The following is an 18,825-nucleotide window of genomic DNA, read 5'->3' as shown; positions in this document are numbered from 1 at the left end:
CATATCGATAGGACGCGTCGGGCGCCGCCCGTGCGCGGTATCCCGGATCGGTCTGGAGTTCGCCCGTGGACCAACGCACCTACACGCCCCCGCCTCCGGTCCCAACGGGCCTACGCGGTCGATGCCCGCGCTGCGGCGAGGGCCACCTGTTCAAGGGGTACCTGACCCTCCGGCCCTCCTGCGAGGTCTGCGGCCTGGACTACGCCAGCTTCGATTCGGCCGACGGGCCGGCCTTCTTCGTGATGTCCATCGTCGGCCTGATCGTGGTCGGGCTCGCCCTCTGGATGGAGATCACCTACGAGCCGCCGATCTGGGTTCACGCCGTTGTGGCGGCGACCCTCTCGATCGGACTCAGCCTGATCCTGGTTCGCCCGCTCAAAGGCATGCTCATCGCGCTCCAGTACAGCAACAAGGCCGAGGAAGGACGCTTCGAGCGGTGACCTTGTCGGCAACATCGCGGCCAGCGTGGCGCGACCTGATCGCGCCGGGCCTCGCCTCGCTCGTCGCGCTCGCCATCCTCCTCAGCCTCGGAACGTGGCAGCTCGAGCGCCGGGCCTGGAAGGAGGATCTGATCGCCCGGATCCTGCGTCAGAGCCGCGCCGAGCCGGTGGCACCCCCGGCGCCCGACGCCTGGGACCCGGCCCGGGACGAGTTCCGCCATGTCCGCGTCACCGGGCGCTTCCTTAACGACCACGAGACCCTGGTCCACGGGCTCGCTCCGGGCGAGACGCCGGGCCGCGCGCTCCAGGGTTACTATGTCCTCACCCCGCTCGTCCGCCCGGAAGGCGGCCCGGTGCTGATCAACCGCGGCTTCGTCCCGACCGAGCTGAAGGCACAGGGCGATCGCCGGGACGGCCTGATCGAGGGCGAGACCACCGTCACCGGCATTCTCCGCGCCAGCGAAGTCAGGGGCTTGTTCGTGCCGGAGCCGGATCCGGCCCGCGGCGAATGGTTCAATCGTGACATCCCCGGCATCGCGGCCGCACGGGGCCTCGAGAATGCGGCTCCCTACCTGATCGAGGCCGATGCCGTTCCGGGCCAGACCACGTGGCCGCGGGGCGGCCAGCTGCGGGTCGACCTCCCCAACAACCATCTGCAATACGCGTTCACGTGGTTCGGCCTCGCCGCGTGCCTGATCGGCGTCTTCTCGGTCTTCGCGTGGCGGCGCCTGCACGAATCGGAGCCTGCGCGGGCGACATAGGACAAACGAGCAGCGAAGACGCCGCCGCGAAGGACAGTGCCGTCGATTAGGCCTGAAAAACAGCAGCGCGTTCCTTTGACCCGACGCGATCACGCCGGAATACTTTCGGTGTTCTTCAGTGATCGCCCAGGTTCTGCATGTTGTATTCAGTTCAGGGCGATCTCCCGCAGAAGACACGGCGCGCCAGCGTCGGACATGCGAGGTAGCGCCAGATGACCAGCCCCCATCCCCCCGCAGCACGGCCTGAGCCGATCCGCTTCGCCTACTGGGTCCCCAACGTGTCGGGCGGCCTCGTGATCAGCAAGATCCCGCAGCGGACGAGCTGGGACGCCGAGTACAACCGGCGCCTGGCGCAGATCGCCGAGGCGGCGGGGTTCGACTACGGCCTGACGCAGATCCGCTTCACCGCCGGCTACGGCGCGGAGTACCAGCACGAATCGGTGGCGTTCAGTCACGCGCTGCTGGCGGCGACCACGCGGCTGAAGGTCATCGCGGCGCTCCTTCCGGGGCCGTGGAACCCGACCCTGGCCGCCAAGCAGATCGCGACGATCTCGCAGCTCACGGAGGGCCGCATCGCGGTCAACATCGTCTCGGGATGGTTCTCGGGCGAGTTCCGCGCCATCGGCGAACCGTGGCTCGACCATGACGAGCGTTACCGCCGATCGGAGGAGTTCATCCGCAGCCTGCGGGGGATCTGGACCCAGGACAGCTTCACGTTCCGGGGCGACTTCTACCGCTACCGTGACTACAGCCTGAAGCCGAAACCCGCCGAGCCCCTGCCGGAGATCTTCCAGGGCGGCTCGTCGCGCGCGGCGCGCGACATGGCCGCGCGCGTGTCCGACTGGTACTTCACCAACGGCAATACGCCGGAGAACATACGCCTTCAGGTGGATGACATCCGGGCCAAGGCGGCCGAGACCGGCAACCGGCCGCGGATCGGGGTCAATGCCTTCGTGATCGCCCGGGACACCGAGGAGGAAGCCCGTGCCGTCCTCCAGGAAATCATCGACCACGCCGATCCGGAGGCCGTGAAGGCCTTCGGCCACGAGGTGAAGAATGCCGGCAAGGCTTCGCCGGAGGGCGAGGGCAACTGGGCGAAATCCAGCTTCGAGGATCTCGTCCAGTACAATGACGGGTTCAAGACCAACCTGATCGGGACGCCCGACCAGATCGCCGAGCGGATCCTCGCCCTCAAGGACGCGGGCGCCGACCTCGCGCTGCTGGCCTTCCTGCATTTCCAGGAGGACGTGGCGTATTTCGGCGAACACGTGATCCCTCGCGTCCGCGCTCTGGAAGCCGGCCGCCAGAGCCGGGCCGAGGCGGCCTGAGCGCCGCCGTCGGCCCGTAGATCCTGTCCTGCTGGGGTTGAGCCATGAACATCGCCGTCGATGCGCGCACGCTTGAACCGGAGCGCCGCCAGGGTGTCCCCGGACCCGCGCGCCCACCCTCCGCCGCGCACGTCATCCAGGACGATGACGAGGCGCTCGCCGTGGCCCAACGGCTCGCGGCCGCGTTCCGCACCGGCGCCTCGGAGCGCGACCGCGCCTCCGCGCGCCCGCTGGCGGAACTCGACGCGTTCTCACAGAGCGGCCTGTGGTCGATCAACGTGCCGCGGGCCCAAGGTGGTCCCGAGGTCTCGTACCGCACCCTGGCGCAGGTGATCGCGATCCTCGCGGCGGCCGACCCCGCCATCGCGCAGATCGCGCAGAACCACCTCGGTATCGTGGCGGCGATTCGGACGGTTTCGGACGCGGCGCAGAGGCAGTTCCTGTTCGGTGAGGTGCTCCGCGGCACGCGGTTCGGCAACGCCTTCTCGGAGCGGGGCACCAAGCGGGCAGCCGAGTTCGACACCCGCTTCACCGATGCCGGCGACGCCGTGATCGTGCGCGGCCAGAAATTCTACGCCACAGGGGCGCTCTTGGCCCACCTCGTGCCGATCGTGGCCCTCGATGCCGAGGGGCGCGCTTGGTACGCCATCGCGGAGCGGGATGCGCCCGGTCTGACGGTGATCGATGATTGGTCGAGCTTCGGCCAGCGCGGCACGGCGAGCGGCACCGTGCTGATCGAGGATGTGCGGGTGCCGAAGACGCATCTCGTCCCCGCCTGGAAGGGCTATGAGGCTCCGACCGCGGACGGGGCCGTATTCCAGATCATCCAGGCCGCGATCGATGCCGGGATCGGCCGGGAGGCTCTGGACGACACGGTGCGCTTCGTGCGCGAGAAGGCCCGGCCCTGGATCGACAGCGGGCAGGATCGCGCCGCGGACGATCCCTACACGATCCAGGCGATCGGCGACCTGACGATCCGCCAGCACGCCGCCGAGGCGCTGCTGGACCGGGCCGGTCTGGCCCTCGACGCGGCGGTGGCGCATCCCACGGCCGAGAGCGTCGCGGCGGCGCAGCTCGCCGTGGCCGAGGCGAAGGTCCTGACCACCGAGGTCGCTCTGGCGGCGTCCAACAAGCTGTTCGAACTGTCGGGCACCCGCTCGACGCTGGCGGCCGAGAATCTCGACCGGCACTGGCGCAACGCCCGCACGCACACACTTCACGATCCGGTACGCTGGAAATACGCGATCATCGGCAACCACGCGCTGAACGGCGTAAACCCGCCCCAGCATGCCTGGAGCTGACCGCCGCCCCGCCGCCGCGGCCCCGGCTGCGGCGGCCTACAGAACCGGCAATCCGTGGGCCTTGGCCTCCGCCCCGGGCTCGACATGGATCGTCACGACGGCGCCCGAGATCGTCGATTCGAGGGCGGTTTCCAGGCGGTCGCAGATGGCGTGCGAATCCTCCACCGTCATGGTCCCCGGGACGACCAGATGGAAATCGATGAAGGTCGCCTGACCGGCCGAGCGCGTGCGCACGTCGTGCGCTTCGAGGGCGCCCTCGCCGTGTCGTGAGATCAGCGCGCGGATCTCGCCGATCAGTTCCGGCGAGGCGGCGCGATCCATCAGGCCGTCCACGGATTCCCGGACCATCCGGAACCCCGACCAGAGGATGTGCAGCGCCACCAAGCCGGCCACGGCAGGGTCGAGAACCGGGTAGCCGGTCGCCAGCACGGCGCCGACGCCGACCAGCACGCCGCAGGAGGTGATCACGTCCGCGAAGACGTGCCGGGCGTCGGCGATCAGGGCCGGCGACCGCCACGTCTTGCCCCACCGCATCAGCGCGAAGGCCCAGACCGCGTTGATGACGCTCGCGAAGAAGTTGATGGTGAGGCCCAGGACCGGCGCGTCCAGGGGCTTGGGGGCCAGCAGGCCGACATACGCATCCCGCAGGATCATCAGCGCCGCGACGACGATCAGCGCGCCTTCGATCACCGCGGAGAAGAACTCGGCCTTGTGGTGGCCGTAGGGATGGTCCTCGTCGGCGGGGCGCGCCGCCACCCGCAGGGCCACGAAGGCACCGATCGCCGCGACGACGTTGATGATGCTCTCCAGCGCGTCGGAATACAGCGCGAGGCTTCCGGTGATCCAGGCGGCGTAGAACTTGAGGGCCGTGACGGCGAAGCCGATCGCAGCGCTGAGGAGAGCGGCTTTCTGGGTGCGGTCCATGGCCTGCGCCGTTCGTGTGTCGGCGGCCCCATACGGGAACATCGACGCCCAAGGCCACGGCAAAGGTTCAAGGGAGCCGAAAATGTCTTAGCCCCGGCTAAGTCTCCGGCGGGGAGATCGATCGGGTCTCCGTCTCGTTTGGTGCGTCCGGCCCGGCCGCGCCGCGGGCGGCCTCGCGTTCTCGGCTGCGCTGCGCCTTTGCGCGGGCCGCCTCCGCTTTCCGCTGATAGCGGCGGCGCTGCCAGCCGAAGCTCGCTGTCGCCGCTAGGGCGTCGAGGCGCGTGGCCTCGCGCTCCCAGTAACTGAGGAGCTGGCCATCCAGGGTGATCCGCCCGGGTCGGCGGGCCGTAGCCACCGGCCCTACTCCCGCGGTGCGGGCGGCTCGCCCGTCTCGGACACGATCAGCGCGTCCGGTTCCGCGCGGAAGCTGCCGATGCCGGCATCGGGCACAGGTGCGGCCGGGCTGCCGAAGGGCTGGCTCGGATAGGCCTGCGCGAACTTCACCCGTGCCCCGTCCGGGTCGTCCGCCTTCAGGACGATCTGTTCCGTTCCCGGCAGCGGCCAGCGCGGATCGGCGGCGTCTCGAGGTCGTACGGCGTACCAGGGCATCGGCAGGGCGTCTCGCGTCTCGGTGAGGCGAGAAACGGACAGGCCCCGAACCGGTTCCGCGGTTGAAACCCGCTGCCGTTCGGTGCAGGCAGCCCGCGATGCGCGTGGACCTGTTCGATTTCGACCTTCCGGAAACCAGCATCGCCCTGCGTCCTGCCGAGCCGCGCGATGCCGGGCGGCTGCTCGTGGTGCGTCCAGGCTCGCCGCCGACGGACAGGAACGTCCGTGACCTGCCCGGGGCGCTGCGGGCGGGCGACGTCCTCGTCTTCAACGACACGCGGGTGATCCCGGCCCGGCTGAACGGGGTGCGGACGCGACCCGGCGCCCCGGGCCAGCGGACGGAGGTGATGCTGCACCTGCGCGAGGCGCCGGCCCGCTGGCGCGCCTTCGCCCGCCCGGCCAAACGGCTCAGCGTCGCCGACGTCCTGCGCTTCGGCGACCTGACCGCCGTGGTGGTCGAGAAGGCGGAGGCCGGCGAGGTCGTGCTCGATTTCGACCGGGCCGGCGCCGCGCTCGACGCGGCCATCGCGGCCGAGGGCGCCCTGCCGCTGCCGCCTTACATCGCGGGCAAGCGCCCCACGGACGCGCGCGACGCCACCGACTACCAGACGGTCTATGCCCGCCGGCCCGGCGCGGTCGCGGCCCCCACCGCCGGCCTGCACTTCTCCGAGGCGCTGCTCGCGGCGATCGACGCCGCCGGGTTGCGCCGCCATCACGTCACCCTGCATGTCGGCGCCGGCACCTTCCTGCCCGTCAAGGCGGACGATACGGACGGTCACCGCATGCACGCGGAGGTCGGCATCCTGGACGCGGAGACCGCGGAGGCGCTGAACGCCGCCCGGGCTTCCGGCGGCCGGATCGTGGCGGTGGGCACGACCGCCCTGCGCCTCCTCGAGAGCGCCGCCAGCCCGGACGGCAGATTGTCGGCCTTCTCGGGCGCCACCGACATCTTCATCACGCCCGGCTACCGGTTCCGCGCCGTCGATGCCCTGGTGACCAACTTCCACCTGCCGCGCTCGACGCTGTTCATGCTGGTCTCGGCCTTCTCGGGTCTGGAGACCATGCGGGATGCCTACGAGCACGCGATCCGGAGCGGCTACCGGTTCTACTCCTACGGCGACGCCAGCCTGCTCTTCCCGGGCCCCGGCGCGGATGCACCATGACCGACCCTGTCCCCTTCGGCTTCACCCTGCGGGCGCAGGACGGCACCGCTCGCACCGGCGAGATCGTCACGCCGCGCGGCACGATCCGCACGCCGGCCTTCATGCCGGTGGGTACGGCCGCCACCGTCAAGGCGATGTATCCGGAGCAGGTGCGGGAACTGGGCGCCGACGTGGTGCTCGGCAACACCTATCACCTCATGCTGCGGCCGGGCGCCGAGCGCATGGCGCGCCTCGGCGGTCTCCACCGCTTCATGAATTGGGACCGGCCGATCCTGACGGATAGCGGCGGCTTCCAGGTCATGTCGCTCTCGGCCCTGCGGAAGATCGACGAGCAGGGCGTGACCTTCCGCTCGCATATCGACGGCACGGCCCACCACATGAGCCCGGAGCGGTCGATCGAGATCCAGGGTCTGCTCGGCTCCGACATCCAGATGCAGCTCGACGAGTGCGTGCGCCTGCCGGCTGAGCATGGCGCGATCGAGAGGGCGATGCACCTGTCGCTGCGCTGGGCCGAGCGCTGCCGGGTGGCCTTCGGCGAGCAGCCCGGCCGGGCGATGTTCGGGATCGTCCAGGGCGGCGACGTGCCGGCGCTCCGGGTCGAGAGCGCCCGGGCGCTGACCGACCTCGACCTGAAGGGCTACGCCGTGGGCGGCCTCGCGGTGGGCGAGCCGCAGGCGGTGATGTTCGCCATGATCGAGACGGTCGAGCCGCATCTGCCGCAGGGCAAGCCGCGGTACCTGATGGGTGTCGGCACGCCGGACGACATTCTGGGAGCGGTCGCCCGCGGCATCGACATGTTCGACTGCGTGATGCCGACCCGCGCCGGCCGCCACGGTCTGGCCTATACCCGGCACGGGCGCGTCAACCTGCGCAACGCGCGCCACGCCGAGGATACGGCGCCGCTCGACGACGCCTCGTCCTGTCCGGCCGCGCGGGATTACTCCCGGGCCTACCTGCATCATCTGGTCCGCTCGAACGAGATCCTCGGGATGATGCTGCTGACGTGGAACAATCTCGCCTATTATCAGGACCTGATGGCCGGCGCCCGCGCGGCCGTCCGAGACGGCCGGTTCGCCGACTATTGTGGCAGCACCCGCGAGGGCTGGGCCCGGGCCGAGCGCGCCGCCTAAACGACCGCCTGAGCCGCAGCCTCAACGGGGCGTGAGCACCCGATAGTCGCCGCCGGGATCGTCCGTTCCGCGGGCGACGGCCGCCTGGAGATCCGCCACGACGCGGGCCGCCACCGGCAGGCGGTAGTGCAAGGCGTCCCAGTAATGGGCATCCTGGCTGGTCAGCGGCGACACGCGGCGGAAATCCACCACCACCGCGCCGTGACGGGCCCCGAGCGCCGCGACGCGCGCCTTGCAGGCCTCCTCCCGAAGGCCGGCCGGCGTTCCCGGAGCCCCCTGCGCGGCCGCGTGGACCGGCATGAAGACGAGGAGCTTCAGCGCGTCCGCGGGCACCCGGGTCAGGAGCAGGTCGAGCCGCGCCAGCGCCGGCATGGGCTCGTCGGGCGCGTCCGCCCGGGCGGCCGGATTGAGGGCGCCGGCGCGGATGTGGGCGCGGGCGCGCTCCGGATCGTAGCGGTCCTCCGGCGGTGTGAAGACCGCGTAACCGTCGCGGCGGATCCGGGGCCGCGTCAGGCCGAGCCGGGCGAGACCGGCCTGCACCGCGACCGTGACGGATCGCAGGCTGACCTGCCGCAGCACGCCCCAGGGCGCACCGTCCGCGTACAGCCAGTCGGGAAAGGCGTTGGCGGTCCGCGGCGGCGGATCCGCGGCGCACCACGTCGCGTCGAGCCCGAACAGGACCGCCCGAACGGTCCGGTGTGCCAGGAACAGCTGCGCCAGCCGGATCTGCTCGTCCGGCGTCGCCGCGTTCACCGCGAGGTTCGCGAAGCGGTATCCGAAGGCGGCGTCCAGGGCGTCCGGGTCGAGAAGCCGCGCGGTCGAGGTCCCGAACACGGCCGCGTCGAAGGGGCCGCCGCGGGCGATCTGCGGGTAGGAGAGCCGCTGGTTGGCGTCCATGATCGGACCCGGAGGCCGCCCGGGCGCCGCGCGCAGGCCGTACGGGTCGATCGCCGCGATGAAGAGCAGCACCGCGGCGCCGGCAAGGATGGCGCAGGTGACGAAACTCCACGCGAACGCGGCCCAGAGCGCGGAGGCGTTCAGGGAGCGGCGTGGTTCTGGCGAGGGTCCGGCCATGAGCGGGAGGCATAAACGCCCTCCGCGAGCCCGCCGCAAGGCACGGATCGCCGAGCGGACCGACGCCGGCGCGCCCCGGATGGGTCTGTTGCTCTTGCCGGCTTAGGATTGGGCTCTCGGGAAAAGCTGGTCGGAGTGGCAGGATTTGAACCTGCGACCCCCACGTCCCGAACGGGGGGACGCACGGTCCCGCCGCGCCCTGATAGGCCCGTTTCCCCTGCGGAGCAAGGTGGTCTGCCATCGTCGCCCATCGTCCGCCATCGTCCGCAATCCGTGGCCCGCGGGGTCGAATCTGTGGCCGACCTGTGGCCCGGGAACGGTCCGCGAACGCTCCCGGGGAGCCCTTCCGAGGGCCCCTGGCAATGTCCTCTTTACCGAGCACCCTCTCATCCGGACCCCGCTAAGGTTCAGGTAGGTTCCGCGGCCGACCTTGTGCGCAACGAAACGCACGAGGACAGGGACATGCCCCTCATCACCGAAACCGCCATCGCGATCGGCGCCGCCGTCTACGGGCAGCTCAGCGACTCCGAGAAGGCCGAGCTCGCCCAGGGGATTCGGGATGCCCGGCGAGCTGACGAGGTGTACCGGTCGCACACATTCGTAGAGCTGGATGTGAGCGACGACTGGTACGCCATCATGATGCAGAACGAATGCTCGCCGCGCGGCCTGGACAAGCGGAAGCGGCGGGTCACGAAGGTCGACCTGATGCTCACCCTCGTGGACATGGCCGCCGCGATGCCTACCGCCGACATCGACTGGGGGCGGATGCTCAACGTCTGGCAGGACCGGCAGAACCACGTCCATGTCACGCACCTCTTCGAGGCCGCCGCGGCGCGGGTGACCGCCGCGCGGCCGGCGCTGCTGCGCCGGGTCCGCGAGGCTCACGTCCAGGCTGAGGGAGGGCGCATCTGATGTGGCCGGTCGAATATCGCCGCTTCCTCGTCGAGTGGCGCGGCTACTGCTTGACGTGTGGCGAGCTTCGCTGGGCGCTCGGGCTCGACTCGCCCCGGGCCCTTGAGCTCTACGCGGCAGAGGCCGTGCTGGCCGCCCGCGTCCGCGGCGTCACCCCGTTCGCCTATGACAAGATGGGTGAGCTGCTCCCGCTCATCCGGCAGGGCACCGCCGCGCTGCTGGCAGATCCCGACCTTCCGCCTGAATATCGCGGCGGGGGTTCCTGAATATTTGTTCATTTTCACGGGCGCACAGGTGGCGCACACACAGGTCGGGTGATCCTTTTCTAAGGCAATTCTGGAAGTTGCCTTAGGCTGGTTCCACCCCGCCGGCGATCGTCGCCGCGCAGGCCTCCAAGGTTGAGAGGCGGGACGGCACCAAGATCCGGCTGTCCGGATCTCCGGCGAGCGCCAGGCCGCGCATCAGGCCGTCGGGCCCGTGCACGACAGCCGGCTCGCACTCGGACACCCAGCACGCCAGCATCCGGACGACCTCCCCCGCGAAGGCGGCGACGAGGCGCGCCCGGAGGGCCGCGACGTCCTCGGGCTGGGGCGCCGCCAGCGGGCGGTCCCAGTCCGGCGCGATGACCACGCCCCGGGGCGGCACCAGGCGGAGGGGTGTCTCGGTGTAGGTTTGCATCGTCCCCTCCCCCTCAGCTGTAGGCCGACCAGACCGCCGGCAGGGCTGCCCCCTTCCGGATTCGGACGTCCCGCACGGCCAGGCGCTCTAGCGCGAGCTCCGTGTGGCCGCCCCGGGGGGCGAGGAATTCCGCCTTGTCGGCGGGCCTCTCTGGCACGTGCCGTGGCACGTGCCGGGCTTGCTTCTCCAAGGGCGCGGCCCGAGAATCCGTGGCATGCCCGACGACACGTACGACCCCAGCTGCATCAGGTTGCTCGCCGGCATGGAGCCCCGTCAGCCGGGCGTCACCATCGGCGTCGAGGACCTCTACGCCGTCGAGGACGGTCCCGGCAGCGGCACACGGGTCGAGCTCAGCGTGAGGGTGCTCGTCGGCCTGGAGCGATCCACGGTCATCGTGGCCGACCCGTTGACCGGGCGCGCCCTCACCCGGGAGGTCCTCCCGCACGGCCGGGAGGCCGACGTCGCCGCGGCCGCCGTCGAGGCGGCGATCCGGGCACGTCTGCCGGGCGACCCAAGCGGCGTGGCCGGGGGATCCCGGGAAACGGCGGGCGAGCCGAGCGAATAGGTCGGCCGAGGGCGCGGGGCGGCTCATGGGCAGGCCTCCACCGCGCGATCCAGCGCCGCGAAGATCCCCGTGGCGAGGACGCCCAGCAGCAGGACGGCCGACCCGGCCGAGCAGACGAAGAGGGTGAGCTCGCCCATCAGGCCGGGTCCCTCTGCAGGAGCCCATGGCTCTCCAGGACGACCGTGACCGCCCCGGCGATCTGGCGGTCGTTCAGGCCGTCGAGCCGGGCCCGGTCGAGGACCTGGCGGACGAGGCGGATGGGCGACGTCTGCCCGAGGAACTGGCCGAATAGGACTTGCTCAACCTCGGGGCGCGCGTCCGCGGGCAGCTCGGCGATCCCGTCGATGACCAGGTCGTGCAGCGTCACGACTGGCCGCATCAAGTCGGTGACGCCGGCCTCGACGAATGCCTCGACCGCCTTCTCTTCGCCGCAGCGCGCATCGCGGACCGCGTCGCGGAATGCCGTCTGCGCGGCCTCCGGCATGCGGTAGAAGTCCCAAGCCGACCTGTGCTCCCAATACTTGTGCGTCATCGCCCGCTCCTCGCCGTCCACCCTCGCCAGGATAGCACTGTGAGCGATTCGGAACGGGACGGCGCGGGGGCCCATCGCCCAGGGAAAACCTAACCAGTTCTTGGACTTCCGATTGCCTAGCGGGACCGCCTTGGGCATTGTGGAGCCTCACCGGAAGGACCTCCGCCGTGACCCTCGCTCGCTTCTTAAAACGGATAGCCGCCACCGCCGCCTGAGCCCCCGAGCTCGGCGCCCGCCTGCGCGTGACCCGTTTTCAGCGAGCCTCCCCCCAATGTCCAAGGTCTACGAGAACGCGCGGGCGTCCGTGCGCATGCATCGCGCGCTGTTCGAGAAGGCGCGCTGGCCGTCCGAAGGGCATCCGATCCCCTCGACGCTGGACATCCTGAGCGGCGCCGAAATGGTCGGCGGCGACGTCTACGCCGACGCCAAGGCTGTCCTGGGGCCGCTCGTGGCGGAGGAGAGCCCCCACAAGCTGCCCCCCAAGGTCGCCCTGGGGATCCAGGGCGTGCTCGCCACGCCGACCACCGGGGCGATCCGGTTCCTCATGGACGAGCTGAATACCGTCCTCAACATGATGGACGACGGCGCCGGCAAGCGCCCGGTCCTGTCGGAGACGGCGCGCGTCCTAGAGGACCTCGGCGACCGCTGCGCGTGCTGGCTCGCGGCGATCGGCAGCGCCGACGCGAACCGCCGCTGCGCGATGTTGTGCGTCATGTATTTCGGGAGCAGGCCGCACTCGGGTTACGTCGACGTCGTGACTTGGGGGCTCGCCCGGTCGGCGATCGACTACCTGGCCACCGCCGCACAGCTCGACCGCTTCGACGAGGAGGACGTCAACACTGGGGTCTACCTGCCCGAATCGCGGCACGTGCAGATCGAGCAGAGTAGCCCACTCATCCGTGGGTTCGGCCATGTCCTTGGGCTCGTCCAGGGCGTGCTCGACGAGCCCCCGGCCCCGCCGGAGCCGTCCCTGGATGACCTAGCGGAGCTGAACGGATTGGTGTCCGAGGACCGTGCCGGGATCAATCCGCTGCCAACCCCGAAGGCCAAGGCGCCTGAGGACGGCAAGACGTACAGCGACTCGGCCGAGGTGCTGCCGGAGCTGCCGGGTCTGGTCGTCGTCGGCGACGTGTCGCATGTGAAGAAGCCGGGCCGGATGGACAGCGACCCGGTCAAGGAGGCGGCGGCGATCGTCGGCGTGCGCCTTCCTCTGGCGGTGCCCCCCGCTGACCTGTCGGTCACCCGGTCCGAGCTGATGGCCGAGTTCCCGCACCTCGGCCGGATCACGGACCGCCTGCTGCGCCCGCTCGCCGGGCAGGAATCGATCCGGCTGCCCCACGTCCTGCTCTGGGGGCCTCCAGGCGGCGGGAAGACCCGATACGCCCGCCGCCTCGCAGAGGTCCTCGGGCTGAGCCCCGGCGTGATCCCGATGGGAGGCGTCGCGGATGCGATGACCTTGGCCGGCACGGCGAGGGGGTGGTCCACGGGCGGGTTCTCGATCGTCGTGCGGGAGATGATCCGGGCCAAGACCGCCAACGTCGCGATCGTCCTCGACGAGATCGAGAAGATCGGCACGAGCAAGCACAACGGGTCGAGCGCCGACGTCCTTGTGAACCTCCTGGGCATCGAGACGGCGGCTCGGTTCCGGGACAGCTACCTGCAGGCGGACGTCGACGCGAGCCGCGTCACATGGATCCTGACGGCCAACGACATCGACACCATCCCCCGCGCCCTGGTGGATCGATGCCTGGTACTCCGCGTCGGCGAGCCGGGCCCGGAGCATCTCCGGCAGCTCGCGCCCTCGATCCTCAACGACGCCCGCGCCGATCGCGGCCTCGACCCGGCCTGGGTACCCCCGATCGACGCGATCGAATGGGCCGCCCTGGAGGAGCACTGGCCGGGGGGCAGCCTGCGCGCCCTGCGCCGCCTCATCGAGGCCGTCCTCGACGCCCGCGAAGCCGCCCCCCTGCAGTGACCCTGAGCGATGGAGACCGACATGACTGACCCAATCCGCGCCGAGGCGATGGCGTACCTCTCGGGGGCGCTGGGCGACGGCGCCGCCGGCATCACCGTCGCCGGGGTCAACACGACCGGGGCCGGGCCCCGCGTCCGATGGGACATCCCCCGGCTGTCGCGGCCCCGCGCCAGCCTCGAAGGGGCCCCGGATAGGGCCCACGTTGCCGAGCTCACGAGCCGCATGATCGCCCTGCGCTGGCAGGGAAGCCAGGCGCCCCGAGATGTCCCGGCCGAGAGCTACCTGAACCTGCACGAGACCTACCCCGAGATCTACACGATCCCGACAGAGACCTCGCGCGGCTGGCACTGGCTCCTCTCCGCGCTCGCCGAATGGATGCGCGACGAGGGGGTCCCGAGCGGTTTCGAGAGCAGGCAGGTCAAGGAGAAGTTTGGGACGCTGAGGTTCTACGCGTCGCGCTCCAACACCGTGTCGCACATCCTCCGGACTGCCGAGTGGGTTTCGGGCTCGGTCTGCGACGCATGCGGTGCGCCGGGGTCCGTCCGGCCGGGTGGCTGGATCCGGACGGCGTGCGATGAGCACGCCAAGCGCTGACGTCTACCGGAACCTTACCCGCAGGGCGTGGTCGGTGCGCGTCGCCGGCCGAGTCGTCGGGTACGTCCCCGAGATCGCCCTGGCCGGCGTGACGCTCCGGGCCTCGGAGGCGGCCCGCCTGCGCTGCCTCCAGGCCGCGTCCCGTGACGTCCACGCCTGGGCCCGGGGCCTCCCCCTTGTCGGCGTGCCCCGGCCGGGCGGGGCCGTCTCCTTCGGCTACCGCCTCAGCGTGTCGGGATTCCGGCTCGCAGACGGCACCCCCATCAGCAGTGCGGCCGCCGTCTGGCTCGAAGCCGACGGGGCCGCCTGGGCCCTTGCCCCCCGTTCGGAGTAGCCCCGATGCGTACCGCCGCCCTTGCCCTGACCCTGGCCGCCCTCACCGTCCCGGCGGCCGCCGACACGACATGGCTCCTGCCGAAGTCCGGGGTGTACTGCCCAGTGCACGGCGAGCAGGTCCTGCCGCTCGTCGTGGGCGACGATGGCGGCCTGGGCATCGACGGGCTGGACTGCCAGGCCGTCCGGCTCAAGCACGGGCACGTGACGTCGGCGAAGTGCTACGCGAACGGCGGCTCGGTGGTGCCGTACGACACGGATCTGCTCGTGTTGCCATCGGGCGCGATGCTCCACGATTCGGTGGTTTTCAGGCGCTGGACGGGGAGGCTGCCATGCCCGGCGAGCTGATCGAGGTGCCGACGGACGACGGATACGTCGGCTTTTAAGGAGGCCACTCGGAGGGCGGCAAAGGAAGCGAAAGGCGCTTAGGTATCATTACGTTGCATCGGTCGGCGGGGGCGGCGCGGGGCCACCCCAGCGCAGATTTGCGTCGGGGTCAGACGCCCGGGATGAGGGGCTGCTGGGTCGCCCGCACGCCCCGGCAGAAGTGCTCGACCAGGCCGGCCATCCCCGCTGACGTCAGGTGCGGATGGAACGCGGTGACGATCCGGCCGTCCTCGCGCCGGACTTCCCTGGGGCACTGCCGGATCCATCCGGCCTTGGCGCCCGCCATCGTGGAGCGGAGGCGCTCGCGCTTCCCGACACCAGCCCGCGTCAGGTAGCCGAGCGAGAGGAGGTGGTCGATGAGCCTGCCCCGGGGGATGATGAGCGACACGGCAGCCTCGGAGAGCGTCAGCCAGTCCTCCGACATCGCGAGGCGCTCGTGGGCCAGCACAGCTGGCCGCTGGGCGTCGATCCGCTCGTGCGCCTCGGAAAGGGCGACGGTCGTCACCTGCCGGGCCTGGGACTCGGCCGCGAGCGCCCTGGTCTTGTCCTCCAGCTCGGCCTTCAGCTCGCCGGTGAGGGCGATGAGCTGCGTGGCGATGACGACGAGCTGCTGCTGGTCCCGGACATCGATCTGCACCGGCGCCGGGATCGGAAGGGGCGCCGTGGAGTAGCTGCCCATGCGGCGGATCTGGGGGAGGATGTCCTCGACAACCCAGTCCTGGAATTTCTCTACGGTGATGCGGCGGGCCGGGTCCATCTCGTTGGCCAACTTCCGCTGCATGATCGCGCGGTACAGGCCGGCCTCCGTGATGGTCGACTTGCGCTGGATGCCCCCATGGGTACTCACGGAGTGAGTACCCTTTTCCCTCGCCTTTAGGACCCTGTTGAGGTTGGCCGCATCCCGGTAGAAGAGGGCCTCGGCCACGTCCTGGGCGAGGAAGACAGCCTTGTCTCCGAAGGCGAGGCCACGGATCTCCTGGTTGCCGAACATGAACTTGAACTCGGTCGGCTCGGTGGCCTGGACCGGGATCGGGGTCCCGGTGAGGCGGGGCGTCGGGGCGTTCATTCTGGGACTCCTGCGGCACCGGCTGGGAGCGAATCCTTAACCAGTCTGACCGTGTGAGTAGGCTCCCACCGCTGCGGGTTTTCCGCAATACCGTTCGCGGATTTTCCGCAGCGGGGCTGTTCGATGCCGCCCCGCCATGGCAGGCTACGCCTATGCTTCCGACCCCCCAGCAGATTCGCGCGGCACGCGCCCTACTCGACCTGACGCAGGAGCAGGCGGCCGCGCTCGTCGGCGTCAGCCCGAGGACGTGGACGGACGTCGAGCGCGGGACCGCATCCGAGGCCACGGTCGAACGGGTGATGGGGACGCTCATGGGCGAGGGCGTCGAATTCGTCGCCGGGCCCGGGGGACGGCGGCGAGGCGTCAGGCTGGCCCGCTGAGGGTACGCACGGTCTGCGGACCCTTCACGCCCGCCGCCCGCCCGAGGGCGCTGGCGATCCTGTCCCGGGCCGCGGCCTTCTCGTCGGACGAGTAGCCCCGGACGGCATCGGAGCCCCCCATGGCCCGCAGCAGGTCGACCTGTCGCGAGAGGGCGTGCCGATCGGGCGCGGGCAGCGTCACGGGCGATCCCCGGCCGGGGCGGGATCCTGCCCGGCAGCGCGCAGGTCCTGGATGGCCCGCTCCAGGGCGGCCTCCCACGACCCGGGGAGCACCCTGTCGATGGGGAGCTCCATCGACCGGCGCCGGCCGTCGACCAGCGCGGCCGCGGCGGCGAGGACGGCGGCGACCTCGGGGCTCACCGATGGCCCCCGCGCCGGCGGAGCGGGGCGACGGCCGCGATCGCGGCGGCGACGTCGGCCTTGGACGGCCCGGCTGCCGTCGGCTCGCCCAACAGCGCGCGGTACACCTCCGGCCTCACGAGCGGAGCCGGCTCGGCCGCGAAGCACGCCAGGGCGACGAGGGCGGCCGCGGGCGTCATGCTGCAGGCCAGCGCGAGTGCGGGATCGCCCGTGGGTCGGACATGAGCCGGGCGCGGTGGATGATCTGCTTCACGGAGCCGACCGACCGGCGCGTCAGCAGAGCGAGGTCACGGGCCTGCACGCCGTCGGCCCAAGCGTCGAGGATGTCGTCGCGGTCGGGCGAGAAAGGGGTCAGGGGAGGACGCGGGGTGGCACGCACGGTCGCACGGCAGCTCGCCACGCGGGTACCAGGGCGGCGACCCGGCTTCCGGCGCGGCAGATCCATCCCGGCGGCACGGAGATGGTGGACGATGTAGCCGACGTAGGCCCGCGAGATGCCGCAGGACGCGGCGATCTCGGTGTGCGTCTTGCCGCCCAGCCACATCAGGGAGACAGACGCGCGGAGTACCTTTGCCTCAGGGCGGGAGCGGATCTTCACCGCTTTCCCCGCCTGGCGTCCGCCTCGGCCTTCGTCAGCAGGGAGTCGATCGAGCCGAGGTTGGCCTTGCAGGCCTGCGCGACGTACCGGGTATCCAGTGTCCAGACGGTCAGCTCGTCCTGCGTCGCGGCGTCGGCGAGCACCGGCGGGACGTCGGGACATTTCCTCCACGCCATCGGCACCTGCGGCGTGACCAGGACCTGCTGCCGAACCACCGTCGCCGGCGGGGGCGCGACCGGCGCGGCCGCGGCCCCGACGGTGAGCTCGACATGCGGGGCGACCGAGGCGGTCGTGTCGACCTTCGTCGCGCAGGCGCCAAGGAACAGGCCGGCCGCCAGGATCAAGAGGGCAAAGATCCGGTTCACTGGTTCACTCCCCGTCTGAGCACGCCCAGGGCGTCGCGCATGCTCCGCGTCATGGGGGCCGACCCGGGCGGGCCCTCTCCCTTGCCGATGGGCAGGCACGCGACCCGGGCCGACTTTGCGGATTCGGTCGCCCGGCGGGCGGCATCGAGGGCCTCAGCGTACCGGGCGTCCGACGCGAGGTTGTCCCGGCCGTGCTTGTCCACCTCGGCGGCGAGTCGGGCCTCGGCGCGGTGGAGGCGGCCTGCCGCGTCGGCGTTCCCGTTGGCCAGGGACTCCGCCGTGACGGCCTTGGCCTGCCACGCGGCGGCGACGGCGGCCTGCGCGGCCTCGCCTTTCCGATAGGCGTGCCAGGACGACCCGAGCACCAGGACGAGGAACAGGAGGGCCCCGCCGCACGCGAGCGCCGCGTCGAGGGCGAACCGCGGGCGTCTGGCTTGGGCCCTCACAGCGGCCCCTGCCGCAGCCGAGATGCCCTCGACGGCGCCGCCAGCAACAGCCTCGACGGCGTCCACGATTGGGGCGAGCCGGGGCCGCGGCAGGGCGATCGCCGGGAACTTGGGGCGCCAGGCCAAGACGGCCCGGATGGTGGCGAGCGCGCTCATCGTCAGGACTTCCTCTTCCGGGGCTTCGGCGTCGGGAGCGGGCCCGTCTGGACCTCGATCTCGCTGGGTCCCGCTGACCGGACCACGAAGCCGGCGGGCAGCTCCTCGATCCGGCCGGGTTCCAGGACGATGGGATCAGAGATGGCCCACCGAGGCGGCTCGACCGCCCCATCAAACGCATCGCGAAGCGCAGCGACGTCGCCGGCGAGTCCGAGGAATGAGCGGCCGGCGAAGGCGGCGTTCACCTCGGCCAGCCCCTCGGTGGAGAACCGGGTCTGGATGTCCTCGACCCTGCGGGTCATCCCGATGGCGGCCTTCTCGGCCGGGACGGGGGCCGGCTGCGGTCGGGTGCCCCAGACCTCGGCGGCGAGCTCCTGGGCCAGCATCGGGTTCCCGAGGGCCATCCCGGTCCAGAAGGCGGCGATCTTGAAGGGGTTGAAGGCGTCCATCAGGAGCGGCCCTCCGCGACTTTCTTGGAGATCCGCCCGGGCAGGCTCGGGTCCGTCAGCTCGACACGCTTCCACGGACCGTCCGGCCAGCCCTGGACATCGACCGAGATCACCTCGCAGCGGGAGACCTCTCCGTCCGAGTAGATGACCGTGCGGACCCTGAAGCTGCGACCGGTGTCCATCGGCTCCCCGAGTATCTCGCCTCCGTCCGGACCCGGGGCCGTGAGGATCAGGCGCGTGGTCTCGCCGAAGACCTGCTCCTCGATCACGGCGGGCGTGCAAGTCACGGTGGTAACCAT

The 18,825-nt window shown here is 71.0% G+C and carries 30 protein-coding genes; 14 read left to right on the top strand and 16 right to left on the bottom strand.

The features are described from left to right. Window positions 1-65: 65 nt before the first annotated feature. The 4 genes from ACLBX9_RS16060 (at window position 66) to ACLBX9_RS16045 (ending at window position 3,830) form a co-directional block, all read left to right on the top strand. Window positions 66-440 carry a DUF983 domain-containing protein gene (locus ACLBX9_RS16060; RefSeq protein WP_447719642.1) on the top strand — a complete coding sequence of 125 codons (375 nt, stop codon included), beginning with the start codon at window positions 66-68 and terminating at the stop codon, window positions 438-440. Further along, window positions 437-1,201: an SURF1 family protein gene (locus ACLBX9_RS16055; RefSeq protein WP_447719641.1), complete on the top strand. Its 765-nt coding sequence runs from the start codon at window positions 437-439 to the stop codon at window positions 1,199-1,201. The genes ACLBX9_RS16060 and ACLBX9_RS16055 overlap by 4 nt, the downstream gene beginning before the upstream one ends. 212 nt (window positions 1,202-1,413) lie before the next feature. After that, on the top strand, window positions 1,414-2,529 hold the full coding sequence (gene sfnG, locus ACLBX9_RS16050) for a dimethylsulfone monooxygenase SfnG (RefSeq protein WP_447719640.1): 1,116 nt from the start codon (window positions 1,414-1,416) through the stop codon (window positions 2,527-2,529). A gap of 44 nt (window positions 2,530-2,573) precedes the next feature. Continuing rightward, the gene (locus ACLBX9_RS16045; protein WP_447719639.1) at window positions 2,574-3,830 is read left to right on the top strand and encodes an SfnB family sulfur acquisition oxidoreductase; all 1,257 of its coding nucleotides are present in this window, start codon (window positions 2,574-2,576) and stop codon (window positions 3,828-3,830) included. A 36-nt stretch (window positions 3,831-3,866) separates the two neighbouring features. Here the strand turns inward: ACLBX9_RS16045 and ACLBX9_RS16040 are convergent, their stop codons facing one another. From ACLBX9_RS16040 to ACLBX9_RS16030, 3 genes are all read right to left on the bottom strand, one after another. Beyond that, window positions 3,867-4,754 (bottom strand): cation diffusion facilitator family transporter, encoded by an 888-nt coding sequence (locus tag ACLBX9_RS16040; RefSeq protein WP_447719638.1) that lies wholly within the window; start codon window positions 4,752-4,754, stop codon window positions 3,867-3,869. A gap of 97 nt (window positions 4,755-4,851) precedes the next feature. Further along, window positions 4,852-5,109, bottom strand: coding sequence for a hypothetical protein (locus tag ACLBX9_RS16035; protein ID WP_447719637.1), 258 nt, complete (start codon window positions 5,107-5,109; stop codon window positions 4,852-4,854). Window positions 5,110-5,114: 5 nt separating this feature from the next. After that, window positions 5,115-5,363, bottom strand: coding sequence for a hypothetical protein (locus ACLBX9_RS16030; protein WP_447719636.1), 249 nt, complete (start codon window positions 5,361-5,363; stop codon window positions 5,115-5,117). Between the two features lie 98 nt (window positions 5,364-5,461). Here ACLBX9_RS16030 and queA point away from each other — a divergent pair, with 98 nt between their 5' ends. After that, window positions 5,462-6,526, top strand: a complete 1,065-nt coding sequence (queA, locus tag ACLBX9_RS16025) for a tRNA preQ1(34) S-adenosylmethionine ribosyltransferase-isomerase QueA (RefSeq protein ID WP_447719635.1) — start codon at window positions 5,462-5,464, stop codon at window positions 6,524-6,526. Further along, window positions 6,523-7,656: a tRNA guanosine(34) transglycosylase Tgt gene (gene tgt / locus ACLBX9_RS16020; RefSeq protein ID WP_447719634.1), complete on the top strand. Its 1,134-nt coding sequence runs from the start codon at window positions 6,523-6,525 to the stop codon at window positions 7,654-7,656. Before queA ends, tgt begins: the two co-directional genes overlap by 4 nt. Window positions 7,657-7,677: 21 nt before the next feature. Here tgt and ACLBX9_RS16015 read toward each other — a convergent pair whose 3' ends face one another. After that, on the bottom strand, window positions 7,678-8,730 hold the full coding sequence (locus tag ACLBX9_RS16015) for a hypothetical protein (RefSeq protein WP_447719633.1): 1,053 nt from the start codon (window positions 8,728-8,730) through the stop codon (window positions 7,678-7,680). 462 nt (window positions 8,731-9,192) lie between these two features. Here ACLBX9_RS16015 and ACLBX9_RS16010 point away from each other — a divergent pair, with 462 nt between their 5' ends. Further along, the gene (locus tag ACLBX9_RS16010) at window positions 9,193-9,642 is read left to right on the top strand and encodes a hypothetical protein (RefSeq protein ID WP_447719632.1); all 450 of its coding nucleotides are present in this window, start codon (window positions 9,193-9,195) and stop codon (window positions 9,640-9,642) included. Further along, entirely contained in the window at window positions 9,642-9,908 is a 267-nt protein-coding gene (locus ACLBX9_RS16005; protein ID WP_447719631.1) for a hypothetical protein, read from the top strand. The genes ACLBX9_RS16010 and ACLBX9_RS16005 overlap by 1 nt, the downstream gene beginning before the upstream one ends. Before the next feature lie 82 nt (window positions 9,909-9,990). Here ACLBX9_RS16005 and ACLBX9_RS16000 read toward each other — a convergent pair whose 3' ends face one another. Together ACLBX9_RS16000 and ACLBX9_RS15995 are read right to left on the bottom strand one after the other, a co-directional pair. Continuing rightward, entirely contained in the window at window positions 9,991-10,320 is a 330-nt protein-coding gene (locus tag ACLBX9_RS16000; protein ID WP_447719630.1) for a hypothetical protein, read from the bottom strand. Window positions 10,321-10,333: 13 nt separating this feature from the next. Beyond that, window positions 10,334-10,477 carry a hypothetical protein gene (locus ACLBX9_RS15995; protein ID WP_447719629.1) on the bottom strand — a complete coding sequence of 48 codons (144 nt, stop codon included), beginning with the start codon at window positions 10,475-10,477 and terminating at the stop codon, window positions 10,334-10,336. Window positions 10,478-10,534: 57 nt separating this feature from the next. Between ACLBX9_RS15995 and ACLBX9_RS15990 the strand changes: the two genes are divergently transcribed. Next, window positions 10,535-10,885, top strand: coding sequence for a hypothetical protein (locus tag ACLBX9_RS15990; protein WP_447719628.1), 351 nt, complete (start codon window positions 10,535-10,537; stop codon window positions 10,883-10,885). Between the two features lie 136 nt (window positions 10,886-11,021). On the opposite strand, the gene ACLBX9_RS15985 is transcribed toward ACLBX9_RS15990, so the two are convergent. Next, window positions 11,022-11,417 carry a hypothetical protein gene (locus ACLBX9_RS15985; protein ID WP_447719627.1) on the bottom strand — a complete coding sequence of 132 codons (396 nt, stop codon included), beginning with the start codon at window positions 11,415-11,417 and terminating at the stop codon, window positions 11,022-11,024. A gap of 271 nt (window positions 11,418-11,688) precedes the next feature. Between ACLBX9_RS15985 and ACLBX9_RS15980 the strand changes: the two genes are divergently transcribed. From ACLBX9_RS15980 to ACLBX9_RS15965, 4 genes are read left to right on the top strand one after another with little or no spacing between them, the layout of a single operon-like run. Beyond that, a complete protein-coding gene (locus ACLBX9_RS15980) occupies window positions 11,689-13,392 on the top strand; it encodes an AAA family ATPase (protein ID WP_447719626.1) in 1,704 nt (567 codons plus the stop codon). A gap of 21 nt (window positions 13,393-13,413) precedes the next feature. Continuing rightward, window positions 13,414-13,986 (top strand): hypothetical protein, encoded by a 573-nt coding sequence (locus tag ACLBX9_RS15975; protein WP_447719625.1) that lies wholly within the window; start codon window positions 13,414-13,416, stop codon window positions 13,984-13,986. Then, window positions 13,967-14,320 carry a hypothetical protein gene (locus ACLBX9_RS15970; protein ID WP_447719624.1) on the top strand — a complete coding sequence of 118 codons (354 nt, stop codon included), beginning with the start codon at window positions 13,967-13,969 and terminating at the stop codon, window positions 14,318-14,320. The genes ACLBX9_RS15975 and ACLBX9_RS15970 overlap by 20 nt, the downstream gene beginning before the upstream one ends. A 5-nt stretch (window positions 14,321-14,325) precedes the next feature. Next, window positions 14,326-14,667: a hypothetical protein gene (locus ACLBX9_RS15965; RefSeq protein ID WP_447719623.1), complete on the top strand. Its 342-nt coding sequence runs from the start codon at window positions 14,326-14,328 to the stop codon at window positions 14,665-14,667. 148 nt (window positions 14,668-14,815) lie between these two features. Here ACLBX9_RS15965 and ACLBX9_RS15960 read toward each other — a convergent pair whose 3' ends face one another. Continuing rightward, window positions 14,816-15,772 carry a BRO family protein gene (locus ACLBX9_RS15960; protein WP_447719622.1) on the bottom strand — a complete coding sequence of 319 codons (957 nt, stop codon included), beginning with the start codon at window positions 15,770-15,772 and terminating at the stop codon, window positions 14,816-14,818. Between the two features lie 152 nt (window positions 15,773-15,924). On the opposite strand from ACLBX9_RS15960, the gene ACLBX9_RS15955 reads away from it, so the two are divergent. After that, window positions 15,925-16,152 carry a helix-turn-helix transcriptional regulator gene (locus ACLBX9_RS15955; protein ID WP_447719621.1) on the top strand — a complete coding sequence of 76 codons (228 nt, stop codon included), beginning with the start codon at window positions 15,925-15,927 and terminating at the stop codon, window positions 16,150-16,152. On the opposite strand, the gene ACLBX9_RS15950 is transcribed toward ACLBX9_RS15955, so the two are convergent. From ACLBX9_RS15950 to ACLBX9_RS15915, 8 genes are read right to left on the bottom strand one after another with little or no spacing between them, the layout of a single operon-like run. Then, complete coding sequence (locus tag ACLBX9_RS15950) at window positions 16,136-16,333, bottom strand: hypothetical protein (RefSeq protein WP_447719620.1); 198 nt, start codon at window positions 16,331-16,333, stop codon at window positions 16,136-16,138. The two genes, ACLBX9_RS15955 and ACLBX9_RS15950, sit on opposite strands and share 17 nt — an antisense overlap. Further along, complete coding sequence (locus ACLBX9_RS15945; RefSeq protein WP_447719619.1) at window positions 16,330-16,512, bottom strand: hypothetical protein; 183 nt, start codon at window positions 16,510-16,512, stop codon at window positions 16,330-16,332. The genes ACLBX9_RS15950 and ACLBX9_RS15945 overlap by 4 nt, the downstream gene beginning before the upstream one ends. Next, window positions 16,509-16,691, bottom strand: a complete 183-nt coding sequence (locus ACLBX9_RS15940) for a hypothetical protein (RefSeq protein WP_447719618.1) — start codon at window positions 16,689-16,691, stop codon at window positions 16,509-16,511. Before ACLBX9_RS15940 ends, ACLBX9_RS15945 begins: the two co-directional genes overlap by 4 nt. Continuing rightward, window positions 16,688-17,110: a hypothetical protein gene (locus ACLBX9_RS15935; protein WP_447719617.1), complete on the bottom strand. Its 423-nt coding sequence runs from the start codon at window positions 17,108-17,110 to the stop codon at window positions 16,688-16,690. Before ACLBX9_RS15935 ends, ACLBX9_RS15940 begins: the two co-directional genes overlap by 4 nt. After that, entirely contained in the window at window positions 17,107-17,475 is a 369-nt protein-coding gene (locus ACLBX9_RS15930) for a hypothetical protein (RefSeq protein WP_447719616.1), read from the bottom strand. Before ACLBX9_RS15930 ends, ACLBX9_RS15935 begins: the two co-directional genes overlap by 4 nt. Beyond that, on the bottom strand, window positions 17,472-18,077 hold the full coding sequence (locus ACLBX9_RS15925; protein ID WP_447719615.1) for a hypothetical protein: 606 nt from the start codon (window positions 18,075-18,077) through the stop codon (window positions 17,472-17,474). The genes ACLBX9_RS15930 and ACLBX9_RS15925 overlap by 4 nt, the downstream gene beginning before the upstream one ends. 2 nt (window positions 18,078-18,079) lie before the next feature. Then, on the bottom strand, window positions 18,080-18,526 hold the full coding sequence (locus ACLBX9_RS15920; RefSeq protein ID WP_447719614.1) for a hypothetical protein: 447 nt from the start codon (window positions 18,524-18,526) through the stop codon (window positions 18,080-18,082). Next, the gene (locus ACLBX9_RS15915; RefSeq protein ID WP_447719613.1) at window positions 18,526-18,825 is read right to left on the bottom strand and encodes a hypothetical protein; all 300 of its coding nucleotides are present in this window, start codon (window positions 18,823-18,825) and stop codon (window positions 18,526-18,528) included. Before ACLBX9_RS15915 ends, ACLBX9_RS15920 begins: the two co-directional genes overlap by 1 nt.

The organism is Methylobacterium sp. A49B, assembly GCF_053346215.1.
The sequence above is the reverse complement of the archived record's forward strand: the minus strand, read 5'-3'. Positions and strand labels throughout refer to the sequence as shown.

What these genes read in the sequence shown, in the direction of transcription:
- sfnG (WP_447719640.1), top strand. Translation starts at nt 1,414, where the DNA reads ATGACCAGCCCCCATCCCCCCGCAGCACGGCCTGAGCCGATCCGCTTC.
- ACLBX9_RS16045 (WP_447719639.1), top strand. Translation starts at nt 2,574, where the DNA reads ATGAACATCGCCGTCGATGCGCGCACGCTTGAACCGGAGCGCCGCCAG.
- ACLBX9_RS16040 (WP_447719638.1), bottom strand. Translation starts at nt 4,754, where the DNA reads ATGGACCGCACCCAGAAAGCCGCTCTCCTCAGCGCTGCGATCGGCTTC.
- ACLBX9_RS16030 (WP_447719636.1), bottom strand. Translation starts at nt 5,363, where the DNA reads ATGCCCTGGTACGCCGTACGACCTCGAGACGCCGCCGATCCGCGCTGG.
- queA (WP_447719635.1), top strand. Translation starts at nt 5,462, where the DNA reads ATGCGCGTGGACCTGTTCGATTTCGACCTTCCGGAAACCAGCATCGCC.
- tgt (WP_447719634.1), top strand. Translation starts at nt 6,523, where the DNA reads ATGACCGACCCTGTCCCCTTCGGCTTCACCCTGCGGGCGCAGGACGGC.
- ACLBX9_RS16015 (WP_447719633.1), bottom strand. Translation starts at nt 8,730, where the DNA reads ATGGCCGGACCCTCGCCAGAACCACGCCGCTCCCTGAACGCCTCCGCG.
- ACLBX9_RS16010 (WP_447719632.1), top strand. Translation starts at nt 9,193, where the DNA reads ATGCCCCTCATCACCGAAACCGCCATCGCGATCGGCGCCGCCGTCTAC.
- ACLBX9_RS16005 (WP_447719631.1), top strand. Translation starts at nt 9,642, where the DNA reads ATGTGGCCGGTCGAATATCGCCGCTTCCTCGTCGAGTGGCGCGGCTAC.
- ACLBX9_RS16000 (WP_447719630.1), bottom strand. Translation starts at nt 10,320, where the DNA reads ATGCAAACCTACACCGAGACACCCCTCCGCCTGGTGCCGCCCCGGGGC.
- ACLBX9_RS15990 (WP_447719628.1), top strand. Translation starts at nt 10,535, where the DNA reads ATGCCCGACGACACGTACGACCCCAGCTGCATCAGGTTGCTCGCCGGC.
- ACLBX9_RS15985 (WP_447719627.1), bottom strand. Translation starts at nt 11,417, where the DNA reads ATGACGCACAAGTATTGGGAGCACAGGTCGGCTTGGGACTTCTACCGC.
- ACLBX9_RS15980 (WP_447719626.1), top strand. Translation starts at nt 11,689, where the DNA reads ATGTCCAAGGTCTACGAGAACGCGCGGGCGTCCGTGCGCATGCATCGC.
- ACLBX9_RS15975 (WP_447719625.1), top strand. Translation starts at nt 13,414, where the DNA reads ATGACTGACCCAATCCGCGCCGAGGCGATGGCGTACCTCTCGGGGGCG.
- ACLBX9_RS15970 (WP_447719624.1), top strand. Translation starts at nt 13,967, where the DNA reads ATGAGCACGCCAAGCGCTGACGTCTACCGGAACCTTACCCGCAGGGCG.
- ACLBX9_RS15965 (WP_447719623.1), top strand. Translation starts at nt 14,326, where the DNA reads ATGCGTACCGCCGCCCTTGCCCTGACCCTGGCCGCCCTCACCGTCCCG.
- ACLBX9_RS15960 (WP_447719622.1), bottom strand. Translation starts at nt 15,772, where the DNA reads ATGAACGCCCCGACGCCCCGCCTCACCGGGACCCCGATCCCGGTCCAG.
- ACLBX9_RS15955 (WP_447719621.1), top strand. Translation starts at nt 15,925, where the DNA reads ATGCTTCCGACCCCCCAGCAGATTCGCGCGGCACGCGCCCTACTCGAC.
- ACLBX9_RS15940 (WP_447719618.1), bottom strand. Translation starts at nt 16,691, where the DNA reads ATGACGCCCGCGGCCGCCCTCGTCGCCCTGGCGTGCTTCGCGGCCGAG.
- ACLBX9_RS15925 (WP_447719615.1), bottom strand. Translation starts at nt 18,077, where the DNA reads ATGAGCGCGCTCGCCACCATCCGGGCCGTCTTGGCCTGGCGCCCCAAG.
- ACLBX9_RS15920 (WP_447719614.1), bottom strand. Translation starts at nt 18,526, where the DNA reads ATGGACGCCTTCAACCCCTTCAAGATCGCCGCCTTCTGGACCGGGATG.
- ACLBX9_RS15915 (WP_447719613.1), bottom strand. Translation starts at nt 18,825, where the DNA reads ATGGTTACCACCGTGACTTGCACGCCCGCCGTGATCGAGGAGCAGGTC.